At 47.3% G+C, this 17,740-nt stretch carries 15 protein-coding genes; 5 read left to right on the forward strand and 10 right to left on the reverse strand.

The genetic code is table 11. The annotated features are described in order from the left end of the window. From IT233_08560 to IT233_08580, 5 genes are all read left to right on the forward strand, one after another. A partial coding sequence (locus tag IT233_08560; protein MCC7302680.1) for a GTP cyclohydrolase II occupies positions 1–439 on the forward strand: 439 nt, incomplete at its 5' end. Positions 440–502: 63 nt separating this feature from the next. Next, complete coding sequence (locus tag IT233_08565; protein MCC7302681.1) at positions 503–1,468, forward strand: T9SS type A sorting domain-containing protein; 966 nt, start codon at positions 503–505, stop codon at positions 1,466–1,468. A 174-nt stretch (positions 1,469–1,642) separates the two neighbouring features. Next, positions 1,643–4,279 carry an ATP-dependent chaperone ClpB gene (clpB, locus tag IT233_08570; GenBank protein MCC7302682.1) on the forward strand — a complete coding sequence of 879 codons (2,637 nt, stop codon included), beginning with the start codon at positions 1,643–1,645 and terminating at the stop codon, positions 4,277–4,279. Between the two features lie 92 nt (positions 4,280–4,371). Continuing rightward, on the forward strand, positions 4,372–4,515 hold the full coding sequence (locus IT233_08575; GenBank protein ID MCC7302683.1) for a hypothetical protein: 144 nt from the start codon (positions 4,372–4,374) through the stop codon (positions 4,513–4,515). Between the two features lie 125 nt (positions 4,516–4,640). Then, positions 4,641–5,351: a macrocin O-methyltransferase gene (locus tag IT233_08580; GenBank protein ID MCC7302684.1), complete on the forward strand. Its 711-nt coding sequence runs from the start codon at positions 4,641–4,643 to the stop codon at positions 5,349–5,351. Here the strand turns inward: IT233_08580 and IT233_08585 are convergent. The 10 genes from IT233_08585 to IT233_08630 are packed head-to-tail and all read right to left on the reverse strand — an operon-like array spanning position 5,344 to position 17,739. Next, positions 5,344–6,063 carry a molecular chaperone DjiA gene (locus IT233_08585; protein MCC7302685.1) on the reverse strand — a complete coding sequence of 240 codons (720 nt, stop codon included), beginning with the start codon at positions 6,061–6,063 and terminating at the stop codon, positions 5,344–5,346. The two genes, IT233_08580 and IT233_08585, sit on opposite strands and share 8 nt — an antisense overlap. Positions 6,064–6,077: 14 nt before the next feature. After that, positions 6,078–7,319, reverse strand: a complete 1,242-nt coding sequence (locus tag IT233_08590; protein ID MCC7302686.1) for a peptidase C1 — start codon at positions 7,317–7,319, stop codon at positions 6,078–6,080. A 36-nt stretch (positions 7,320–7,355) separates the two neighbouring features. After that, on the reverse strand, positions 7,356–8,357 hold the full coding sequence (hisC, locus tag IT233_08595) for a histidinol-phosphate transaminase (GenBank protein MCC7302687.1): 1,002 nt from the start codon (positions 8,355–8,357) through the stop codon (positions 7,356–7,358). Further along, positions 8,354–9,232, reverse strand: coding sequence for an FAD binding domain-containing protein (locus IT233_08600; GenBank protein ID MCC7302688.1), 879 nt, complete (start codon positions 9,230–9,232; stop codon positions 8,354–8,356). The genes hisC and IT233_08600 overlap by 4 nt, the downstream gene beginning before the upstream one ends. Positions 9,233–9,264: 32 nt before the next feature. Beyond that, complete coding sequence (locus tag IT233_08605; protein ID MCC7302689.1) at positions 9,265–11,565, reverse strand: xanthine dehydrogenase family protein; 2,301 nt, start codon at positions 11,563–11,565, stop codon at positions 9,265–9,267. Further along, positions 11,562–12,101, reverse strand: a complete 540-nt coding sequence (locus IT233_08610) for a (2Fe-2S)-binding protein (GenBank protein ID MCC7302690.1) — start codon at positions 12,099–12,101, stop codon at positions 11,562–11,564. The genes IT233_08605 and IT233_08610 overlap by 4 nt, the downstream gene beginning before the upstream one ends. Beyond that, entirely contained in the window at positions 12,101–12,721 is a 621-nt protein-coding gene (locus IT233_08615) for a 2-oxoacid:acceptor oxidoreductase family protein (GenBank protein MCC7302691.1), read from the reverse strand. Before IT233_08615 ends, IT233_08610 begins: the two co-directional genes overlap by 1 nt. After that, complete coding sequence (locus IT233_08620) at positions 12,718–13,131, reverse strand: hypothetical protein (GenBank protein ID MCC7302692.1); 414 nt, start codon at positions 13,129–13,131, stop codon at positions 12,718–12,720. Before IT233_08620 ends, IT233_08615 begins: the two co-directional genes overlap by 4 nt. After that, entirely contained in the window at positions 13,109–16,522 is a 3,414-nt protein-coding gene (locus tag IT233_08625; GenBank protein ID MCC7302693.1) for an FAD-dependent oxidoreductase, read from the reverse strand. The genes IT233_08620 and IT233_08625 overlap by 23 nt, the downstream gene beginning before the upstream one ends. Further along, positions 16,522–17,739 (reverse strand): CoA transferase, encoded by a 1,218-nt coding sequence (locus IT233_08630; GenBank protein ID MCC7302694.1) that lies wholly within the window; start codon positions 17,737–17,739, stop codon positions 16,522–16,524. The genes IT233_08625 and IT233_08630 overlap by 1 nt, the downstream gene beginning before the upstream one ends. Between the last annotated feature and the right edge of the window lies 1 nt (position 17,740).

The following is a 17,740-nucleotide window of genomic DNA, read 5'->3' on the forward strand; positions in this document are numbered from 1 at the left end:
CGGCGATGTTTTTGGTTCCTGCCGGTGCGACTGTGGTCCGCAGTTACATGAAGCCATGCGGATGATAGACAAGGAAGGAAAAGGCGTGATCGTTTATATGAATCAGGAAGGAAGAGGCATTGGGCTGCTCAATAAACTGCAGGCTTACCGCTTGCAGGAAAACGGGCTGGATACGGTGGAAGCGAATGTTCAGCTGGGGTTCGCGCCCGACGAAAGAGATTACGGTGTAGGGGCGCAAATACTCCGCAGTCTTGGAGTCAGTAAAATCCGTCTCATGACCAACAACCCGAAAAAAAGGGCCGGGCTCATCGGATATATGCTGGAAATTGTTGAAAACGTACCAATAGAAATTCAGCCTAACCAGTTTAATATCAAGTACTTAACTACAAAAAAGGAAAAGCTTGGTCATAGCTTGCAACTTTTGGAAAAAAGACCCTAAGGTGCGAGGCCAAGCCCCCTGCTTTTATTAATTTTACACTCACAAACAAACAAAACCAAACACATGAAAAAATCTACTCTGTTTATTGCTGCTTTAGTTGCGGGGATGACCATGAGTGCACAGGTTCTGATCAATAACGGACCTTTCGTATCTCACCCCGGACAAGGTCCCGGAGGTGCTGATGCTTCCGCCCTTGATACAGCCACGCACTCCACTTACGGATTCGGTCACCAGCTTGCGAACTTCAATCGTGTTGCTGACGATTTCACCATCCCGGCTAACACCTACTGGTTCATTGACTCCCTGATCGTTTACGGTTATCAGACCGGTTCCTCCACCACATCCACAATGACGCATATTGACTTTTTCATTTGGGATGCGAACCTCGGAACAGGTACTGTGTTGTATGGAGATACTGCCAGCAACCTGTTCGACGGGTCAACATTCAGCAACTGCTACCGGACACGTACCTTCGATCTGGCAACAGCTAATACCCGTCCGATCATGCGTACTGTTCACAAGTTCAGCCCTCAGCTGATGCTTGGTCCCGGCACTTATTGGGTTGACTGGCGTTGCGGCGGAACACTTGCTTCCGGCCCCTGGGCAAATCCTGTAACTATTCCTTCACAGGTTAATATGGGTAATGCACAGCAAAAGATAGGTGCGGGAGCTTTCGCAGCACTTGCCGACGCAAAACTCAACAGCACTGTAGCGCTTCCTTTCCAGTTGAAAGGAACCGTTTCTGCTGCAGGAATTGATGAGAATTCTGTTGTTCTCAACATGAATGTATGGCCGAATCCGGTAACTGAAGTTGCCAATGTAGGTATCCTGCTTGCCAATGGCGCAAACCTGACTGATTATTCTTTCAGCCTGGTGGATGTGCTTGGTAAGGAAGTTTACAACGTGGCCAATCTTACTTCCGGAAATCTTCAGATTAATTGTACTGAGTTTCCCGCAGGCGTTTACATGTATCGCCTTACGGATGCAAACGGTACTGTGAAGAGCGGTAAGATCAATGTAGTCAAGTAATTTCTTTGCTTTCTATAGAAAAGACCCCGGGGTTCCCCGGGGTTTTTTTATGTCCGTACGTCAGTATTTCGTGTCCGGAGCGGACAAATCGTCTACGTCACTGCCCATTCTCTGCCGAAAGAGCAGGTTCGCGGGCTTGGATTACTTCTTGCGGGTTCTTAGAAAACGAAAGCTATGAACTTCTCAAACTTCACGATTAAATCGCAGGAGGCCATTCAGAGGGCCCTTCAGATCGCGTTGGGGAACGAACAGCAATCTATAGAACCCGGCCACATCCTCAAGGCGATACTGGAAGATGACGGAAGCGTTACGCCCTTCCTGCTTAAAAAACTGAACGTGAATCCGAAAACATTTTCGATCACGATTGATAAAACGGTCGAAGGCTATCCGAAAGTGAGCGGTGCGCAACCCTACCTTTCCGCCGCATCCAATAAAGTAATCGGCAAAGCGACATCCATTCTGAAAGAATTCGGAGACGAGTTCGTATCCATCGAACATTTATTGCTCGGCATGTTACACGGTGAGGATGCGGTTAGCCGGATAATGAAAGACGCGGGGATTACTTCAACCACTTTAAAGGCTGCCATTCAGGAATTGAGGAAAGGACAGAAAGTAACAAGTCAGACGCAGGAAGACACCTATAATGCATTGTCGAAATATGCCATTAATCTGAATGAGCGGGCCGAAAGCGGAAAGCTGGACCCGGTGATCGGACGGGACGAGGAGATTCGCCGGGTATTGCAGATCCTCACGCGGCGTACCAAGAACAATCCCATACTGGTAGGAGAACCAGGTGTAGGAAAAACAGCGATTGCAGAAGGACTGGCACACCGCATTATCAGTGGGGATGTACCAGAAAACCTTCGGAGTAAAAAAATATTTTCCCTGGATATGGGGGCACTGATTGCCGGCGCGAAATATAAAGGAGAATTCGAAGAGCGCTTAAAATCGGTGATAAAGGAAGTGATCAGTTCCGATGGAGAGATCGTACTCTTCATTGACGAGATTCATACCCTGGTAGGAGCGGGAGGAGGCGAAGGCGCAATGGACGCAGCGAACATTCTCAAGCCGGCTCTCGCACGCGGTGATTTGCGTGCAATTGGCGCTACAACGCTGAACGAATACCAAAAATATTTCGAGAAGGACAAGGCCCTGGAACGCCGTTTCCAGAAAGTGCTGGTAGAGGAACCCTCCTCGGAGGATGCCATCTCCATTCTGCGAGGAATTAAGGAAAAATACGAGAATCACCATAAAGTCAGAATCCGCGACGAAGCCATTATATCGGCTGTAGAGCTTTCCCAGAGGTATATCACGGATCGCTTTTTACCAGACAAAGCTATTGATCTGGTGGATGAAGCAGCAGCCAAGTTACGGATGGAGATGAATTCCATGCCCGTAGAACTCGACGAGGTTGAACGTAAAATCCGCCAGCTCGAAATCGAACGCGAGGCCATCAAACGGGAGAATGATACCGGAAAACTGGAAGGCCTGAACAAGGAGATCGCAGAAATATCTGATCAGCGAAATGCCCTCAAAGGAAAATGGCAGCAGGAAAAAGAGATGGTAGAAGGAATCCAGAAGGTGAAAGAGAAAATCGAACAACTGCGTCTGGAAGCAGAGCAGGCCGAACGAGCAGGAGATTATGGTAAAGTAGCGGAGATAAGATACGGAAAGGTAAAAGAGCAGGAACAGCTGCTGGAAGCGCACATGAAAGCGATGAGCGAGATGAAAGAAAAGGGATCTCCGCTAATCAAAGAAGAGGTAGATGCGGAGGATATTGCCGGTGTGGTTTCCAGATGGACAGGCATACCGGTGAGCCGGATGATGCAAAGTGAACGTGAAAAACTTCTCTCTCTTGAGACCGAATTGCACAAGCGTGTGATCGGACAGGAAGAGGCAATCATTGCACTTTCCGATGCGGTGCGCCGAAGCAGAGCCGGATTGCAGGATGTAAGGAGGCCCATTGGTTCCTTCATCTTCCTCGGCACAACAGGGGTGGGAAAAACGGAACTTGCAAAAGCCCTGGCGGAATATCTTTTCAATAATGAAAACGCCATGACCCGCATTGACATGAGTGAATACCAGGAACGGCATTCCGTTTCAAGACTCGTGGGAGCTCCTCCGGGTTATGTGGGTTATGATGAAGGTGGACAACTCACAGAAGCCGTACGCCGTAAACCATACTCCGTAGTATTACTGGATGAGATCGAAAAAGCACATCCGGATGTATTCAATATTCTGCTTCAGGTGCTCGACGACGGCCGCCTGACAGATAACAAGGGTCGCGTGGTGAACTTTAAGAATACAATAATCATAATGACCTCTAATCTGGGTTCTCATATCATTCAGGGCAATTTTGAACGCCTGAACGAGAACAACAGGGAAGAAATAATAGAAAGCACCCGTGCAGAGGTATTTGATCTTCTCCGGAAAACGATCCGGCCGGAATTTCTAAACCGGATAGACGAAACCATTCTCTTCACTCCACTTAGCCGAAAAGAGGTGATGTCCATTGTAGTGCTTCAGTTTGGCAGTGTGAAGGAAAAACTGGCAGAACAAGGAATTCGCCTGGGTGCCACTGAATTCGCCCTGGATTGGGTGGCCAATCAGGGATACGACCCGGTATTTGGTGCCAGACCCGTTAAAAGGGTGATTCAGAAGCATATACTAAATGAACTCAGTCGTCAAATCCTGGCCGGAAAGGTGAAAAAAGATAGTGAAATTATAATGGATGTGTTTGAAAACGAAGTAGTTTTCCGGAATCCTCTGGCGAAAGAAAAAAACGGGAAAATGCCCCAAAAGGTAGCCTGATGTTAAATTGTGTTAAGCCCCTGAATGTCGGTGCGGTTTTTGCGTTATACCAGTAGAAAGATTAGGAGGGAAGAATGAAAAATGAAACTAAAATGAAGAAATCAAAAAAGGCGGTCAAAGACCCGTCCGGAGAGGTAATCAAGGTTCAGCTCGACCACAGAACCATCATTTATGTGAAGAGTAAATCGGCGCTGCAAAGCTGGCTGACCCGCTATCCGAATGCAAAGGTGATTTGATTCTCCGATATATACCGATCAGGTCAAAATGGGGTTAGGGATGATCTGGTTTGGTTGGGGCTCCGGGTTCCTCCGGAGCCCTTCTTTTTTATACAGAGCATAGAGAAATTCGTAATTTCAGCCCCGTGAAAGTGAGAGGATTTTTCAAAGGACTGTTTTATTTCTTCCGTATGCACTGGTTCTTTGGATGGTGCTCCGGCCTTTTGATTTTTCTGGGTTATTCCTCACGTGCCTCCCGCTGGATCGCTCGCCATTCTCACCTAAAATTCAACGACTTTTATGTTTTCAAAAGGGTATACAACCACCGGCTCCGCTTGTTTGAGCATGTGATTGAAACGGAGAAACTCTCTGGTTTCGACTACCTGGAATTCGGAGTATCCAAGGGTCACTCCTTTCAATGGTGGAGGAAGCGTATAACCGACGCCTCATGCATGTTCTATGGATTCGATACGTTTACCGGGTTGCCGGAGGACTGGGGTCCTTATAAGAAAGGGGATATGTCTTCAGGGAATAGTTTTCCGGATGTGGAGGGCGATGCCCGCTGTATTTTTATACAGGGATTGTTTCAGCAGACCCTGCCCGGTTTTTTAGCGAATCATGCGTTCCGGCGCAGGCTGGTGGTGCATATAGACGCAGACCTCTACTCCTCTACACTTTATGTACTTACCACCTTGCATCCTTATCTTAAAAAGGGAGATATCCTTTTGTTCGATGAATTCAATGTGCCTGTTCATGAATTCAAAGCATGGTGCGACTACGTTGAATCCTATTATGTTAAGCATGAAGTGCTGGGAGCAGTAAATAACTTTCTTCAGGTAGCCATCCGGATCAACTGATATTCCGGCTTTTTCGAATGCGGTCATACGCCTCCTGCAGCCGCTGGAACTTTTCCTTCGCCCCCCGTTTTACGTCCTCTCCCATCCCTTCCACTTTATCCGGATGGAATTTAACAGCCATCCGCCGGTACGCTTTTTTTAATTCCTCATCGGAAGCGGTTTCCGGTATTTCAAGGGTCAGGTAGTCGTGCTTCAAATCCTGATAATAGGTAGCCCGGATACTGTCCGCGTCAGCTTCATTTACACCGAGGAAACCAGAAATCAGGTTGATCATTTCAACTTCCTTAGGATGGACCTCGCCGTCCGCTCTGGAAACGCCATACAGAAAATGCAGCAACTGCAGGCGTCCGGCCTGAGGCATGTGTGCCCGGATCTGCATACACACATCTTCCACCCTGATTTCCTGCTCCATGAGTCGCTTCAGCACCGACATCATTTCATTCGTCTTTATTTCACCAAAATTCTGACGAAAAAAAGAACGGATATAATCCAGTTCGGATCGCATCAGCTTTCCGTCGGCCTTCATCACCGCAGCGGAAAGAACCAAAAGAGATACATTGAAGTCTCCTTCACCGGTAGTTCCCCGGGCGGTGGCATTACCGGTACCTGAAAGATTGTCAACTGCACTTCCGAGCACAAAGCCCAATACAGCGCCCAGTGGTCCGCCGAAGGCCCATCCGATACTACCTCCCAGCCATTTCGCAAATTTCATATTGAAACAGGTGATTAGTTACATTTAGCGAGAAGTGTCTTCACGGCATCCTTGTGTACTGTAAAACTGAGCATCTTAAGCTTTACAAAATCTTCTCTAAAGAAATAGTATCCGAAACAAGCACTTTCCTTGCCGCAATTCCTTGATCCCGAACCGGAGTCCTTAATCAGGTACCAGTCTACCCCATCCTTCTCATAATATCCCACCAGATGCACTCCATGATCATCAGTAGAAGTGCCATTGGTGAAACGCATCTGCCGTGAATACTCATTAATATAAGGTCCGGGAATGTCAAAGTCGGGAACTACCGCCGCCTGGTAGGTAGGATCCAGGCCGGGTTCGGAAACATCACCACCGATAGCGATGGTGTAACCATTTCGTATCGCTGTTTTAATGGCCTTCATATATTCTTCCAGCGGTACATTATAATAATCTGTGCTATGCCACCAGTTGTCCGGAACATTATATTCAGCCTTTTTAAAATAGGGGGCCTCCATCAGCGACATAAAATCTACGTAGTCATCCGGATTCAACTTCAGTACATTGGTCATAAATTCTTTTGGGGTAATATTTTTTCCTTCGTGTTTTATTTGCAAAGGCACTTCTCCGATGTGATGATTTAAAATTGAACGTACGGTCTGGGAGACAAAGGTTTCGCTCCAGGCTCCATTGGCCTTCACCTGATTCATAAATGCGTTCAATTCCTTATACAACAGAACATGCGTATGATAAGGCTGCTTTTCATTGAGTCCGTCGTATACAGATAACGGCACAATTCCATATTCATTCATCATGCGGGTTACCGCGTTAGATTCAGATCCTTCTGCAAAGGCAGACATTCCGCGCTCCTTCACAAAGCGCTGCGCTTTGGCGAGGTATTCGTAATAAACGATATACATCTCCGACAATTTAACTTTTTTGCCGCTCAGACGAAACGCCTCCGATTCCAAAAATGAGATGGTGGAAAATCCCCAGCAGGTATTTGTTGCTCCCTGAGAAACAGGGTCGTTATACCACTGTCTCTTATAAAGGTTCAGCTCTTTCGGAATATCAAGTACTGACATATCCATCTTAAATTTTTTCGGTGCAGGTGCGGGAGGCGTATCCTCCTTTTGAAAACGCTCTATACCGGTTAGGATGTCTGTTTGAAAGAAACCGGGTTTAGCTTCCTGAAAAACGGCCTTATCCATTGGCAGAACCTGTGCCATTAAGGGTGAAAGTGCAGCAATAGCACAAACAAGAAAAGCTTTTTTCATAGTTTGAATTTTATGAGACAAAGATAAGAAAGGTGTTCAGGAAATGCAGGCCAGACAGCGTGCCACCACTTCATTATTTCCGACACCAATGCGGAGGCTGAGCGGCTGCCCGAAAACCGCCAGGTTACACACCATCAGGCCATTATCCGTTAACCGGGAAAATACCGCATCCTTCGCCTTTTCATCTTTAAAATGTACGTAAATAAAATTAGCATTAGAGGGAAGAGCATTTAGGCCTGCTTTACAGAGCCCCTGGAAGAGCGCATCCCTGGCAATGGCATTAGTTGATGCGCATGTATCAATAAATTTCTGGTCCTGTAGTGCGCTCAAGGCCGCCTCTTCCGCCAGGGCATTAAGAAAAAATGGTATCCTGCTTTGCTGCAACTTCTCCGCTTTATCCTTCGTGGTTACCGCATATCCCACCCTTAGGCCGGCCAGTCCGTAAATCTTTGAAAAAGTTCGCAAGAGAATCACATTTGGAAAGCGCCTGAAGAGCGATATTCCGTCAGGGAAGTCCGCTTTTGATGCATACTCTATATATGCCTCATCCAGGACCACCAGAATATGTGCCGGCACCTTCTGTATGAACTGCTCAATTGTAGAATGATGCATTACTGTTCCGGTAGGATTATTCGGATTTGCGATAAAAACAATTCGAGTGCCCGGAGTTATCTTATTGAGCAGATGATGGGTATTGAAGGAATAATTTTCGTGTGGAACCGCTACGTAGTTTCGGCGATGGGCAACGCTCAGTTGCCGGTAGGCTACAAAACTGCAGTCGAAACCCATGATTTCTTCTCCCGGCTCACTGAAGGTTTGAATGATCCCGTCTATCAGGCGTACCGAACCTGCACCAACAACTATATTGGAGGCATCAACAGATAATTTTCGCGCCAACGCTGCTTCCAGCCGGACAGGAGGAGCAGGATATTCATGTACTCTCAGCGGGCTGTTCCGGATGGCGGTGAGCACTTCCGGGGAACACCCGTAAAAGTTTTCGTTGGAATGAAGCCGTATAGGGGCATTTTTTTCACTCATTTTCCTGCACGGTCAAATAATTCAAAACAGATGTTGCGCAGCACTTCTTTTCGGTACCAGTCGGATGCTCTGAGATCAGAAATGGGAGATGCGTAACCCAGAACTTTCTCTGCGAATTCCAACTTTTCCATTTCCCTGATTTCATGGATGTTCTTTCCTTCAAGATACATGGCAGCGCTTCGTGCAAAACGAATCGTTGGAGCTACAGCACCAATAGCAATACCGGCCCTGAGAATAGTACCCTTTGCATCACATTGCAAATGAAAAGCGAGTGAAACAACAGAGCATTCCATGGACCTCCTGCTGCCTACTTTGATAAATCCTGAAACAAGCTGTCGTGATTTATTATGATTCTGAGGAATGTCTACCGAAAGGAGTAACCCGGTCTTTCCCAGAACGGTTTTCCTTACTCCTGTAAAAAACTTCAGAATACTCACCTGCTTTTTCCCGGCTGGCAGACTGATGCCGCATCCCGCTTCAAGTGCCATCAATGCACAAGCCACATCTCCTGAAGGCGACGCAGTACATAAATTTCCTCCAATAGTAGCCACCTGTCGTATCTGGTTCGACGCAAGGCTCAATGCCGCTTCTTTGAGCACCGGATAGTGCAGTCCTATTTCTTTGTTTGTGATCAGGTCATCCACTTTCACACCCGCGCCGGCCTTATATCCGCCGGAATATCTTTTTACTGCAAAAAAACCGGCGCTATTGATTCCGGTAATATCAATCAGTGTCAGATCCCTGATATCATCCTTCGCTATTTGCGGCAGCACATCTGTTCCACCGGCAATAAACCGAAAATTCTTACCTGCTCCGGTGCGCAGCACTTTTTTCAGCTCCGGAAGGTTAGACGGTCTTAGTACCTGAATTGCCATATACAGCAGTTATTATTAGTCTTTTCTTTTTGTTAATTTTTTTCTGCTTTTTTGCCTGCAATAATCCGAAGAACCTTTTCAGGGGTGATGGGAAGATCCAGTATTTCCGCCTGTAGCGCATCCGCCACTGCATTAGCGATAGCAGCCGCCGTTGGTATCAGGGGAGCCTCCCCCACTCCTTTTGCGCCGTAGGGTCCTTGTTTGTCCAGCGTTTCCACAGGGTAAAAGTGAATTTCCGGAATATCAGACGCCGTCAGCAATTTATAATTATGAAAGTTTGGATTCAGAATCTTTCCATCCTTCATTAACAACTCTTCACTTAGCGCATAGCCGATTCCCTGAACCACTCCACCTTGAATTTGTCCGTCCAGAAGCAGCGGATTAAGCACCTTACCCACGTCCTGCGCCACCCAGATATCTTTCACCCGTATGTTTCCGGTGTACGTATCTACTTCCACCTCAATGGCCTGTGATGCAAAAGCATAGGTTCCGGACACATTGCCTTTAAATGCCTTATCCTGAAAGCGGCTGGATGGTTCATAAAAATAACTGGCAATGGCCAGTTCGCCCGGTTCAGAAAAATGCATCTCCCGGACCACTTTATCCAGAGCGATGGATGCACCGGATACGGCCGAAACAATTTGCCCTTTTGTATAATTCATTGTCGCATCCGACTCTCCAAGCAACTGTGCGGCCTTCTTACTGAGTTTTTCCTTAAGCAACCGGATCGCTCCAAGCAAGGAATTACCGGCCACAAAACTGGTCCGAGAAGCATGCACACCCACATCCCAGGGTTTTACATCCGTATCCGTATTGATCACTTTGATTCTGCTGAGATCTATTCCCATCTCCTCACACGCAATCATCGCCAGCACGGTTTCCGAACCCTGCCCGATTTCATTAGATCCTGTAATCACCGTACAAAATCCATACGGATCAATTTTGAGGGTAGTTCCGCATCCGTCGGAGCGATAGATCTTTGCCCCTCCGCCCACATGCAGCATGGATGCATAACCGATGCCCTTCAGGAAACGTTGTTTATTCTCAGAAGGTGAAATAGTCCTCTTGTTCTCAGAGGCCGTGATAACGGTATCCAGGCATTCCCTGTGCCCGCACGTCTCATAGTGGAGCCCCTGCCCGGTCACTTCTCCTTTTTCATTTGCATTGATCCTTCGTATTTCCGTTTTACTTATTCCGATCTCATCCGCCAGCAGGTCAATCATTCTTTCCAGTGCAAAAGTTGCCTGTGGATTTCCGTACCCTCTGAACGAGCCGGCAAACACATTATTCGTATACACCGCTTTCGCATCAAAACGGCAGGCGGGCACTTTGTACAGCGAAGAAAAGGCCTGCATGATCACAAACGGAGTGGTTGCCCCCCACGACGTGTAGGCGCCGTTATCTTTTAAAATATTTACTTCCCTGAAAGTGAAACGCCCTTTCTCGTCTATACCGGCAGTGAGGTCAATAATCATAGGTTGCCGCGTAGGAGATGCAATAAATTCTTCTTCCCTTGAATACAATAGCTGCACGGGTCTGCCGGTTTTGATTGACAAGAGTGCGCAGATCGGTTCAAAAGGATACATATCCAGCTTACTTCCGAATCCTCCACCGATCACCGGTTGAATGATACGGATATCCGATGGGTTCATTTTAAGAGCATGTGCCATATCCCGCTGATAGAGAAAAGGGACCTGCGTGGAACTGTAAAGCAGCAGTTTTCCGTCAACCGGCGAAAAGGAAGCGGTAATATTGCTCGTTGCCATACAGGCATGCGTCATCCGGGGAAGTGTAAATCTTCTGGAGAGAATCACCTTGCTGCGCTTCCGCTGCTCCTCCACATCCCCATGTTCATAGTGAAACACTTCTGCGATATTGGGATGAGAAAACTTTCCTGACGAATAAGGATTAATACGCGGTGCATTTTCTCTGAGTGCTTCTTCGGGACAAAAAACGCCTTTTTTAATCTTATACTTCACTTTAATCAGCCGGATCGCTTCCTCCGCAATCTCTTTGCTTTCCGCAGCTACCGCAGCAATTTCATCCCGGATACATCCTGTTACACCCTTCTTCAGGATCGGATGATCCCGCTTGTAGCTGATATTATTTGTATCCACATCGTCTCCTGTGATTACGCATACAACTCCGGGTAACTTTCGTGCAGCAGAGGTGTCCAGTTCAAACTCCGCTCTAGGATGCGCTGTCCGCAAAATCGCACCATGCAACATTCCCGGAATCTCGATATCATGCCCGTATACAGCACGCCCTGTTACGCGGATCTTTGCATCCTGTTTCGGAACCGGTTTCCCAATAATTGTATATTCCTTTTTCATTCTGACTGTGCAAGAAGTTTCTCCGCTGCATCTATGATCTTAACATAGCCCGTGCAACGGCAAAGATTACCTTCGAAATGCTTTTTTATATCATCCCTGGAAAGAGATTTAGTTCCCCTTCCTGATTTCTTCCTGCTTTTGTGTGTGTTCAGCAAGGCCTGCATAGAAATAGCCATTCCCGGAGTACAGAAGCCGCATTGCACCGCGCCTTCCTCTACGAGTGCATTCTGAACAGCGCTCAGAGCACCTCCCGGGCCGGTTAATCCCTCTACCGTGGTAATTTTCTTTCCTTCTGCCCGCACGGCCAGATAGAGGCATGAATTAACAGGAATGTCGTTCACAAGAACCGTACAGGCTCCGCATTCACCCTCATGGCAACCCGGTTTTGTGCCCTTTAGTTTTAGCACATCTCTCAGCACATCCAGCAACAATGCAGCCGGACGTACTTTCAAGACATGCCGGTTTCCGTTCACAGTCAGAGATAAGGATACACTCTCTTCCTGTTTCACTTTTACCCGTTTAACTGTCTTTTTCATTATGATTTCATATTAAGGGTAAGTTCTTTTTTATGATTTCTTGCCCAAGCTCTCCCCTGACTGAAGACGACCAGGGATCGGTTCAATAATCCTTCAGTAATTGTGTTTCTCATCGCTTGAATCATTGTCTCCTCAGTAAAAGGAAAGTTGTCCAGGGAAAGAGCAGCACCCAAAAGAAACACATTCGATTGAGACTGGCTGATACCCTCAGGAAATTCATCCACATAGATATGATCCAAAATATTGTTCCTCATCCATGCTAGCAGCGGTTCCGCCTCCGGATATAAAAATGTCCCGTCTTTCACTGAGAATGGCTCTATCCTGGTTTTCCCGAAAATTACTCTGCTCTCACTGTGCAGATGCCTCAGGCAGCGCTGCGTTTCGAGAAACTCAAGCCCAATCAGAATATCCACATTGGATTCGCCGATGAACCCCGTACAATTTCTTCCGATGCCAATTCCTGCTGTAACTACTCCTCCCCTTTGTGATAAACCGTGTATCTCACTGGCACAAACCGGTACACCGGAAATGAGCGCAGCTTCCGTAAGAATATTTGTCAAAAAGACAATTCCCTGTCCGCCCACACCGGATATTAATATTTTAGCGCGCTTATTCTTCATACGCTCAGGGATCTTAGCCAATTTAAGGCATCTGTTTCCTTAGAAAAAACGGCCGTCGGATACAAATGCTTCCTGAATTTAGAGATCAGGTTTGCATACATCCGGTGGGGAAGGTTATTTACCACCACTCCGGCGGCCAGGCGGTGACGGGCAGGATCCGGGCCATACAGGTATTTACGGGTATCTTCATGCATTTCCCCGAAAACTCCGGTCAGAATCATCGTACGAACCTTTTCCCCACCACACATTTCCTCGCATTTTGCTATTAATTCTTTAGCTTTCGATAAAGTGAACTCGACGTCGTGATAATACTTTACAATAAGAATCTCATCCTCGTTGAACCACATATCAGCAACAGAAGAAGAAACGACCTCTCCCTGTTTCGTTTTAAACTTCCATGATCCCTTCATGTTTCTCTATTTTTTCGGTTATCCAGCTAATGGCGTTATTCGGACAAACATCAATGCACAATCCACACAGCGTACATCTTGCATCATCAATAACGATTTTCCCGTCTACTTTCACCATGGCGGGGCACCCGAAATTATCAATACAATGATTACATTTCATACACGCCTGGAAAAGATCAAATTTTTCCAGTTGCTGTTTAACGGCTGCAGCACCATTTTCTGAAAACCCGGAGAGGGATACACCGCTTGTCCTGACGGCCTCCTTCGTACTCCGGTTCAGCTTACTGAGCGCCTGTTCCCCTTCATAGCTGAATCGGTAATTCTCCAGTAACTTCCTGACACCTACTGCAGCACGTTTGCCGGATGAGATAGCACCTATCACACTCATATTGTTTCCCGAACTTATATCCCCGGCGGAAAAGACATTAGGAAATTTATCCATGGTGCCGTCGCGCAGCCGGTTTTCTTCATCAAAATCCTTAGCTCCGATCTCGCTCAGCGCCCGTGTATCACTCTCCTGGCCGATCGCCGTGATCACATAATCACACTCCAGGTTAGTCCGGATATCTTTTCCTGCATTGCTCTCCAACACCGCATTCCAGCCTCCCCTTTTTGATTTCTCAATTTTCACCAGAACCGTTTCCGGAAGGATCTCCGCTCCTTCGCTCTCCGCATGACAGACTTCCTCTTCCAGTGCCGGCATTTGATTCCGTTTTTCCAAACAGGAAACAATTACCTTCCCTTCGGGGAATCTTTTACGTGCAGATCTTGCAGCGTCCATGGCACTGTTGCCGCCTCCGATGACCAGCACCACCTGCTCACCCGCTACGGCCGGAAGTTCGTCAGAATTGTATTTTTTCAGAAAAGAAAGGGCATCTAAGCACCGTTCAGAAGACATCAGGTGTTCAACAAGCGGTAATATCCGGGGCTTCCACATTCCGATGGCGAGAATCACGGCATCAAACTTTTCAGACAGACTGCCCAGGGTGAAATGTTGTCCCAGCGACTGCCCAAAATGAAAATCCACTCCCATTTTCCGAAGCGCCATCGCTTCTGTTTCATACCCTTTTTTATCCATTCTAAAAACGGGAATTACGGAGGAAACCATCCCGCCCGCCTTCTCCATTTTTTCAAATATCTCTACTTTATACCCATTCTGCACAAGATCATACGCTGCGCTGAGCCCAGCAGGGCCGGCGCCAATAACCGCCACCGTTTTATTCATCTTTCTGGCATTTCCGGACCGGGACACCGGCCGTGAAAAATCGCTGAACCATTCTTCCTTTGAAGCAACAAATTTTTTGAGTGCCCTGATAGGTACCGGATTTTGATTGCCTGAAAACAATTCACAAGGACGGTGACAGATATCGCCACAGGTGCGGGCAAACAACATTTTATCACGTACCATTTCAACTGCCGCCCGATAATCACCTTCCAGTATCGAATGGAAGAACCCGTGATTACATATGTTAGCAGGGCAGAGCTGCTCATCTCCAGGAACGGATACTTCGGATAAAAGTTTTTGCCGGGCTCTGGAAAGATTAGCAACCGGTGAATATATTCTTGAACATGCCAGTGCAATATCTTCATGGTTTGCGCAGGTATTACACCGTTGCGGGTCTACCTGTATTCTGACTCGGCCCTCACTCCCCTTCACAAACTCCGGAAGGAAAATACAAGGTGATTTCGCAACCACAACCGAAACTCCCCGGTGTTCCATCGCACGGCTAAATGCTGTGAAGCTCTCTTTTAATTCGAAAGGATTAATGCTTTCAACCACCTCAATACCAAGTCCGCGCAACAGCGGTGGGATATCGATCTCCTGGTATTTGGATTCCTTCTTTGAAGCACCGGGGTGCGACTGGTGCCCGGTCATTCCGATTGTCCGGTTATCAAAAATAACGACGAGTATATTTGCCCGGGTATAAACCGCATTCACCAGCGCTGCAAGCCCAGAATGAAAGAAAGTTCCATCTCCCACCAGTGCTACCAATTTACGCTCATCTCCGGCAGAACGAAACGCTTCACCAAGCCCCTGAGCCATTGAAACGCTCATTCCCATGTGATTGATGGTGTCGATCATTCGCAATGGAGGAAGTGCTCCCAATCCGAAGCATCCAATATCTCCGCAGAGGATAAGATCTGATTGTTCTCTGGGTATGGCAAGTTTCAACAGATAAAAGGTAGCCCGGTGAGGACATCCGGCACACAGGGCCGGTGGCCGTGTTGGCAGTTGGGAATTCAAGGCACCCGGATTTAGGTGCCCCTGTTTCCGGCCGGCTCCTTTACCGATAAATAGTCTTAAGACGTCGGCGATAAGATCAACACTGAACTCACCGCAGGGTGACAAGCCTGCGAATCCTTTGCCGAATATTTTTGTTCTGATTTCGTTCTTCTGGGCAAGCACTCTCACCCTGTCTTCAATAAAAGGATCCAATTCTTCAAGGACAAGAATCTTTGAAAAACGTCTTTTTAAAAATTTCAGGACCTCGCGCTCCGGAAAGGGATGAATCATTCCCAGATTCAGCACCGAAACAAGTTTTGGATCAGTGATCAGTTCCTTAACATATTCAAGTGCAACACCACTGCTGATAATCCCGGTTTTAGTCCCTGCCGAGCGGTATTGCAAATGGCTGAACGTTTTTTGCCGTTTAGTGACAGGGCGGCCCGTAAGTTTGTTTAAAAGGCGGGCATGTGCCGCCGAGGTACGCGCCGGAATATTGATATGTTCCGGCAGACGATCAAAATGTGCTGGGCGTTCGTTCTTTTGCAAAGAACCATAATTCACAACCCCTCGTGAATGTGAAACCCGTGTAGTAGTCCGGATAATCACCGGAAGTTTTAGTTCTGCTGAAAGCAGAAAAGCCTCCCGGGTCATTTCCAGAGCTTCGGCAGGATTGGCCGGATTAAAAACCGGTACATTGGCCAATGGTCCCCAGTGGCGTGAATCCTGTTCATTTGAACTGGAATGGCATCCGGGGTCGTCACAAACAACTACCACCAGCGGTGCAATAATAGATTGATAAGGAATGCTCATCAATGCATCGCTGGCAACATTCATTCCCACGTTCTTCATTACACACATTGCGCTGCGGTTCCCGATAGAGAAGGCGATGGCTTTCTCTAATGCAATTTTTTCGTTTATGCTGTATTCAAAATAAATCCTGTGAAGGCATTGTGAGGGGTGTTTTTTTTGATTTTCGTTTGACGACTGAAATTGCCAGATATGATTAAATACCTCAGAAATCTCTGTTGAAGGTGTGCCGGGATATGAAAAAACTCCATCCACTCCGAACTCAACAGCTCCCCGCGCCACCGCCACATTTCCCATTACCACGAATTTTTTTGGCGTGGAGAACGTGCTCAGGATATTTATAGTTGGCCTCAGCATCACACGACTTTTTTGTCAAACAGGGTTTGAATGGCGGTGTCTGTTAGTCCGGATTCCTTGAGGACCGCTCTTGTATTCTCCCCCAGCCGAGGGGGGAACGACAACGTGAAATCCGAAGCAGATAAAAATTCTGTAGTATAGGAAGGAGGTGACAAAACCGCCTCTTTGCCATCCGGCAAATGTGTTTTTACCGAAGTTTTCTTTACAAATTCGAGAGCAGAGACTTCCCGCACAGAATTGATCGGAGACACAGAAAGATCCATGGAAAGACATAATTCATAAAAACTCTGCGTGGTATGCTGCCGTGAAATTTGGCCGATTTCCTTGTAGATCGTCTCCTTTTCCTTTAAGCGCCCTGCATTTGTGGTTCTTGTTTCCGAAGCCAGCGATTCAAAACCCTTTGCGGAGACCAGTCGCTGCCACTGTATATCATTCCCAATGGCCAGATAAACAAAGCCATCACTTGTTGGATAAGCATTACAGGGAATAAAGCTTCGGTGCTCATTGCCACTTCGCTTAAAAAGTTCATCGTCACTTTTTACGAAGTTAAGCTGCGGCAGGGCGGTTATCAGCCAGCTTGCAGCGCACTGAGCCATTGAAATATGAATTTGTTTTCCGTTGGTACCGGAGCCGCTCTTTCCATTCGCTTTACCCAGCATGGCCAGCACCACCTGCGTAAACGCTTCGTCACCCGCCTTCAGGTCGATAACAGGTATACCACAGGGCACAGGAGTGCCATTCGATTCCCCGGTAAGGTAGGTGAACCCGAGCAATGCCTGTAATGCCGGATCGTATCCGGCACGATCCGGATATTCAGGACCCATTGCGGAGATACCACACCAGATCAGGTCTTTATTGGCGCTTCGAAGAGTTTCAAAATCAATACCCAGTTGTTTGTAACGCCGGGGGAGCGTATTGCACATGAATACGTCCACCTTCAATTCACTTATCAAGGTTAAAAGCAACGCCCGCCCCTCCGGTGTTCTCAGGTTTAGGGTAATGGCTTCCTTTCCTACATTTGGTGCAACATAATACGAGCGTGCATCCCGATAACCCAGATCGGCGCCGATATACCGGTTTGGATCACCTGCATTTTCGCTGCCTTCCTGAGGCGTCTCGATTCGTATCACGCGGTAACCCTGTTGTACCAGCCGCTGCGTAGCATACGGGAGTGCAAGCGCCTGTTCAAGAGAAAGTATGGTGACTTGTTTTGACATA

This window comes from Bacteroidia bacterium, assembly GCA_020852255.1.
Lineage (GTDB): Bacteria > Bacteroidota > Bacteroidia > JADZBD01 > JADZBD01 > JADZBD01.

Excerpts from the sequence above, each read along its gene's own strand:
- IT233_08565 (MCC7302681.1), top strand. The coding sequence starts at position 503 with ATGAAAAAATCTACTCTGTTTATTGCTGCTTTAGTTGCGGGGATGACC.
- clpB (MCC7302682.1), top strand. The coding sequence starts at position 1,643 with ATGAACTTCTCAAACTTCACGATTAAATCGCAGGAGGCCATTCAGAGG.
- IT233_08575 (MCC7302683.1), top strand. The coding sequence starts at position 4,372 with ATGAAGAAATCAAAAAAGGCGGTCAAAGACCCGTCCGGAGAGGTAATC.
- IT233_08585 (MCC7302685.1), bottom strand. The coding sequence starts at position 6,063 with ATGAAATTTGCGAAATGGCTGGGAGGTAGTATCGGATGGGCCTTCGGC.
- IT233_08590 (MCC7302686.1), bottom strand. The coding sequence starts at position 7,319 with ATGAAAAAAGCTTTTCTTGTTTGTGCTATTGCTGCACTTTCACCCTTA.
- hisC (MCC7302687.1), bottom strand. The coding sequence starts at position 8,357 with ATGAGTGAAAAAAATGCCCCTATACGGCTTCATTCCAACGAAAACTTT.
- IT233_08600 (MCC7302688.1), bottom strand. The coding sequence starts at position 9,232 with ATGGCAATTCAGGTACTAAGACCGTCTAACCTTCCGGAGCTGAAAAAA.
- IT233_08605 (MCC7302689.1), bottom strand. The coding sequence starts at position 11,565 with ATGAAAAAGGAATATACAATTATTGGGAAACCGGTTCCGAAACAGGAT.
- IT233_08610 (MCC7302690.1), bottom strand. The coding sequence starts at position 12,101 with ATGAAAAAGACAGTTAAACGGGTAAAAGTGAAACAGGAAGAGAGTGTA.
- IT233_08615 (MCC7302691.1), bottom strand. The coding sequence starts at position 12,721 with ATGAAGAATAAGCGCGCTAAAATATTAATATCCGGTGTGGGCGGACAG.
- IT233_08620 (MCC7302692.1), bottom strand. The coding sequence starts at position 13,131 with ATGAAGGGATCATGGAAGTTTAAAACGAAACAGGGAGAGGTCGTTTCT.
- IT233_08625 (MCC7302693.1), bottom strand. The coding sequence starts at position 16,522 with ATGCTGAGGCCAACTATAAATATCCTGAGCACGTTCTCCACGCCAAAA.
- IT233_08630 (MCC7302694.1), bottom strand. The coding sequence starts at position 17,739 with ATGTCAAAACAAGTCACCATACTTTCTCTTGAACAGGCGCTTGCACTC.